This window comes from Fluviicola sp., assembly GCF_030151805.1.
GTDB lineage: Bacteria > Bacteroidota > Bacteroidia > Flavobacteriales_D > Crocinitomicaceae > Fluviicola.
Window position 1 is genome coordinate 1 of record NZ_JASLCN010000212.1, and the last position, 5,708, is coordinate 5,708.

The following is a 5,708-nucleotide window of genomic DNA, read 5'->3' on the forward strand; positions in this document are numbered from 1 at the left end:
CGGTTTTCAACCCAACTCCTGTTTGTCCGGTACTCCAGGTATACGTCCATCCGTTATCACCCGTTACCTGTAAATCTCTTGGAATGTTCTCACAAACGGGATTGCCGTCTGTGATGAAGAATACATTCGGATTCACGATACAAAAATCCAGACGGTCACGAACCTCACATTGATTGTTCACGTATAGGTAGGCTCTGTAACAACCACCATATCCCGGTGTGTGCCCGATAGAAGCAAATGCATTATTCACATTAAATACTCCGGCTTGTCCATTTTGATCATTTTGAGTATAAAGACACATATACTTCCCGTCTGGTAGTCTTTGTTCTATTACCCAGTGATACCCTGTTTCATTGGAAGATGCACTACCATCCAATACAATGTTATCCTTGCAGAATTCGGTTTGTGTAGTCGCGATTTCTGCAATTGGTACGCCTGAATTATCCGACACTTCTGTTACGCTCACATCATCTATGTTCCATATAAAATAGTTTGCATCATCATCCGGAATAGGATCACATTTACCTCCCAATACTACAAAATGAACTCCTGATGTCTGAGCCGTGAAACAGTATGATCCGGTAGTCCAATTTGTACCCACAGAAACAAGCAACTGCGGATCAAAGTTGGTAACAGGATCAAAATTATTACTGTAATCCGTTGTACCGATCATCATTCCTAAATTCCGGATATGTACAGGGGATGGGAACCTGATTTGCGCCCAAAAGGAGATTTCATAGGTTGTTCCGGCAATAAGATTTAATGTTTTACCTTGCATATACTCACTAAGATGTCCTAAACGCGACATACCTTGTCCTTGATGCGTAATTCCACCTAAGTTAGTTGGGGCATTTGGATGGCAGACATCAGCAGTACCATAAATGGATTTCCAAGGCGGAGCAAATTCAACGGCATAATCATATCCTGGATAGGGTGTTACAGAATTAACCGCAGTTTCAAATCCACCATTAATCATTTCCTGTGCTCCGGCTAAAAACCAAAACAGCAGAAATACTAGTGATAAAGAAATTTTCATCGTTTTCTTTTTACAATCGGTGAATTGATTATTGCTGATTTTCCAATACTGTCAACTTTTCTTTCAAGGCTTCCAATTCTTTTTTCAGGTCTTCCGTGTTTTTGTTCTGTTGAATCAAATACAAGGTCAATTCTTCTACTTTTTCCATCAACATTTTGTTCAACTCCATCACGTCAGCACCTTCGGCTTTCAACTCTTGCTCAGATGGAATATTAGGCAGGTGTTTTTCTTTTTTCACAAAAGCTTCCACTTCGCTCAAAGGCATCAATTGGTAGTTTTCATCAAATACATAATCCGCCCAGGTATTCAGGTCCAGTTTCATACGTCGTCCTCTGATCAATCCGGTCGTTTCAACCTTAAAGGTCTGAGTGGTTCCATTGGTAAGCTCCAACATTCCGTCGGTTCCCAAATGGAAAATTCTTCCGGTTCCGTTGTCAATATCCATTGCTCCATCCGCCTTTAATGAAAATGGTGTTCTGCCCGTTCCCGTATTTACAACCTCCAAAATTTTGGTATCGGCATTATTGTATTCAAAGAACAGCAAACGCTGATACGGTTTCGTATTTCCAACTGCACTTCCCTGAATGACAGCAGTTGCGTTGGTGTTTACAATACTCAGCTTTGAAAAAGGATTGAAATCCGAACCAATTGACAGGGAACCATGCGACCATAAATGCCCGGATACTTTGGTATTCCCTACGACATCTAAATTTCTGGTCGGATTACTTGTACCAATTCCAACGAAGACGCCCGGGCATTCTACAAAAATTTTATTCGGTCCGTTTGCCCAGGAAGGACTTTGAGTGATTCCACCTGCCAAGTCACAAATACTCGTGTACATTAAATCTTTTAATGTCATTGCAGAAGCTTTAGTAACTGTACCTTCAGCATTCGAAAACAGAATGGATTCGTTGTGAATTCCGCTCAATGCAGGGATATTGGGAAAATAGACATTTCCGCCTACTTTTAAATCCCCGCCAATGGTCACGTTCCGGGTCATTGAGACGGAGTCATTGGCAACTACGGTTGAATCAAAACGGGCAGAACCTGCAACCTGCAAGCGCGCATTGGGCGTGGTGGTTCCGATTCCGACGTTCCCGTTTTCGGAGATGGAGTTTTCTTGTGCAAACGAGTGATTTGCCATAAACAGGGCTGATAGGATCAGCAAATGAGTGATTTTTTTCATAAGGTGTATTTTTGTTTTTTAAGTACCGGTATGGTGTTTCTACATGCATGTTTTCCGGCAGAAACAAGCCATGCAATAGTTGCATTTCAACAGCCTGTAATCTGTTGAAACATTTGTAAACGGAATGTTACAGGAATCCCGCTTGTTTACTTATAAATTTCATTTTCGCTGAATGTGATTCAGTGAAGAGCCGTTTACTTTTCCAGAATGCGGCACTTAGTGGATTCTTTCGTGATGCGAATAGTATAATACTTCTTTCGTTTCTTGTTACAGTTTAACCGGAAGTTTTCATTTTTGTAGCAGTCTGTTTCATTTTAAGAATGAATAAATTTCACAATACACAAAAGTGTGTACTATTTCTCAGGAATGCAAATTAAAATTGATTTCTTTTTTGATTGTCACAAATTTACCTCGCAAGCTCGTAATCTTTTTACGGTATGACCGATTGATACAAGTCCTATCTAAATTCCGGGGAAATAAGCCCTATTCATTATGATGCGGAGGAAGTTCCAGGTTCAATTTCGCAGCACGGTCGTGCAACACGATACTTCCTGTAACAGCGACGTTTAAGGAAGAATTTCCCGGGAGTTTGATGACTTTCCGGCATTTTGCGAGAACGGATTCGGGTAAGCCCTGATCTTCGGAACCAAGCAAGTAAATGGCGCGTTTGGGATGCTCAAAATCGTGCAAAAACTCTGCATCATCTGTCAATTCGATGGCAATCAGGTGACAATCATACGGAATGTTCTCACACAAATCTTCCAATGTATCGTAATGAAAGTATGGGATTCGCGCCCAGGTTCTCGTTACATCCGATGATTGTTTCTTGTAGCGTTTTCCGACTGTAAAGATGTAGGATGCCCCTAAAACGTAAGCAGATCTCCAAAGTGTTCCGATGTTGTGTTCTGTTTTTGCATTGAAAACACCGATTGCTGCATATCCGTGGATGTTTTTCGTTCTCATTCCTTTATTTACGCTTGTTTATCCGGACTCAATGCCGTTCCGATGTGGAAGATCGCATCTCCTTTATTGACCAAAGGCGCTTCATTGGTACAGATAATAAATCCTTTTGTATTTGATTTGATTTTTCGCTCGGTTGAACCGTAGGGATCACTGACGAAGCCAAGTAAATCACCTTGTTCAACGTATTGTCCGTTTTTAACCACTGAATGAAACACTCCCGACTGCGGTGCTCTGAGCCATCGGGAAGATTTGATGATCACCGGCTCGCTTTCTGTTGGTTCCAGCTTGAAATTTTTCATGTGGAAATGATTCAGAATGCGCTGAATTCCCAGCAATCCTTCTTCCACAATGGTTTCATCAATCGAATTGGTTTTTCCACCTTCAAATAGGAGAATCTTCTTCCCCATTTTGTTCAGGGCTTCTCGGACCGATTTCGAAATGTATCCCGAATGAACAATGAACGGCGGATTAAACACGCGCGCCAATTCCATACTGATCGGATCGGATAATAAACAGCGAACCTGGGCAATATTGGACCGTTGTGCCGATCCGGTGTGAAAATCAATGACGATGTCTACGTTCGGAGCAATCTGGCTCATGAACTGGTAGGCAAACTGACTTGCCAGCGAACCGTTTTTAGATCCCGGAAAACTCCGGTTCAGATCTCTTCCGTCCGGTAATTCGCGTTTTAAGTTGAGATATCCGAAAATATTGAATACCGGCAGACAGATAATGGTTCCTGCAATGGGTTTGTTCCACTTTTTGCGGATCACCCGGCGAATGATTTCCATTCCGTTGATCTCGTCGCCGTGCATCCCTGCCATCAACAACACGATCGGACCGTCTTTCAGCGATCTTTCCACAAATACAGGAACCTGAACAGGCGTATGCGTATGCAGTTTTGCAACGTCCATGCTCAATTCGACACTTTGTCCGGGCAGAATTTCTTTTCCAAGTATGTAGAATCGGGCCATGCTTATCTGTTTACACTCTTTTCAATAAAAGAAATAATTTTTCCGGCAATGTCCACTCCGGTAGCGCGCTCAATTCCTTCCAGTCCCGGTGAAGAATTCACTTCCAGAACCAAAGGTCCGCGGGAAGATTGAAGCAAATCAACTCCTGCAACCCCTAGTCCTACTGCTTCTGCTGCTTTGATGGCCGTTCGTTTTTCTTCTTCGGTCAATTCCATAATGGTTGCCGTACCGCCACGATGCAGGTTCGAACGGAATTCGCCTTCTTTTCCCTGGCGTTTCATTGCTCCAACTACTTCGCCATCTACTACAAAGGCGCGAATATCTGCTCCTTTTGCTTCTTTGATGAATTCCTGCACGATTACCCGCGCTTTCAACCCGTTAAAGGCTTCCAATACGGATTGAGCCGCATTTTGGTTTTCCGCCAAAACAACTCCCAAACCTTGTGTTCCTTCCAACAATTTCAAGACTACGGGCGCACCACCTGCAGATTCCACCACGTGCTCTACGTTTCTGGAATAATTGGTAAAAACCGTTTTTGGCAGACCGATTCCTTCTTTGGACAAGACCTGCAAACAACGCAGCTTATCCCTGGAATGTACAATTCCCCTGGAACTGTTTACGGAGAATACGTTCATCATTTCAAACTGGCGAACAACCGCTGTTCCGTAAAAGGTAACGGATGCCCCAACTCTCGGAATCACGGCATCGAATCCTTCCAGGTATTCAGATCCGTAAAACAAGGAAGGCCCTTTTTGTTCTATTTCGATGTTACAACGCAAATGATCGACCACATGTGCTTCGTGACCATGTTTTTCTGCAGCTTCAACCAGGCGCCGCGTCGAATACAATTGCGGATTGCGCGATAAAATGGCAATTTTCATTCTTTATTTATTGAAAGGCTCATCCCTTTCCTTCGGTATCAATTAGTTATTTTCGTATTTATAGGAACAGTTCGTCTTGGAAGTATCAATCAGGAAGCGTTTATTCAATAAACGGCGACCTAAAAGAATGGGATTTCGTAAGCCAGTTCGTTCCGTCAACGAAAATACGGTTTCATACGTTTCTCCGAACAAGCGGATCGTTCCTTTAACAAAAAAACGTTCCTGCGCGATTCCGTTCGAACTCTTCACGATCTTGGTTTTAAAGTCATTGAACACGACTTCTTTTCCAGTATAGCCGGAGATAGCCGGATCCAGGAAAACCACGCGAAGCTGTTCTTTTTCACCAAATTCAATCACTTCAATCGATTCACAATGCATGGAACTGGAATAGGCTCCGGAGTCAATTTTCACGGGTACGTCTTTCAGGTCAAAACCCGGAAAGGAAACCAAATCCTTTCGTCCGATTATTTTCTTATTCGTTGATATCATCTTTCTCGGTATCTTTGTAAAGAAGTTGTTGTTTCGATGATCGAAATTAGAAAAAAAGGAATTGAGAAGAGAAAAACAGCTTCAAATAAAAAAAAGTTAGGCATTTCATCGTAAATTGAAAAATTATTCCTAATATTGCACCCCCAATTACGGGATAGTGAAAGAAAATTAGAGTCATG

Annotated in this window: 6 protein-coding genes; all 6 read right to left on the minus strand. The window is 42.4% G+C overall.

The window, feature by feature from the left end:
- A partial coding sequence (locus tag Q1V93_RS07970; RefSeq protein WP_300663544.1) for a hypothetical protein occupies nt 1–1,036 on the minus strand: 1,036 nt, incomplete at its 3' end.
- Between the two features lie 28 nt (nt 1,037–1,064).
- The gene (locus tag Q1V93_RS07975) at nt 1,065–2,222 is read right to left on the minus strand and encodes a hypothetical protein (RefSeq protein WP_300663546.1); all 1,158 of its coding nucleotides are present in this window, start codon (nt 2,220–2,222) and stop codon (nt 1,065–1,067) included.
- Between the two features lie 483 nt (nt 2,223–2,705).
- On the minus strand, nt 2,706–3,185 hold the full coding sequence (locus Q1V93_RS07980) for an RNA methyltransferase (RefSeq protein WP_300663548.1): 480 nt from the start codon (nt 3,183–3,185) through the stop codon (nt 2,706–2,708).
- Nucleotides 3,186–3,193: 8 nt separating this feature from the next.
- A complete protein-coding gene (locus Q1V93_RS07985; RefSeq protein WP_300663550.1) occupies nt 3,194–4,159 on the minus strand; it encodes a succinylglutamate desuccinylase/aspartoacylase family protein in 966 nt (321 codons plus the stop codon).
- A gap of 2 nt (nt 4,160–4,161) precedes the next feature.
- Entirely contained in the window at nt 4,162–5,040 is an 879-nt protein-coding gene (gene rimK, locus Q1V93_RS07990) for a 30S ribosomal protein S6--L-glutamate ligase (RefSeq protein ID WP_300663552.1), read from the minus strand.
- Between the two features lie 42 nt (nt 5,041–5,082).
- Nucleotides 5,083–5,529, minus strand: coding sequence for a RimK/LysX family protein (locus Q1V93_RS07995; RefSeq protein ID WP_300663554.1), 447 nt, complete (start codon nt 5,527–5,529; stop codon nt 5,083–5,085).
- Between the last annotated feature and the right edge of the window lie 179 nt (nt 5,530–5,708).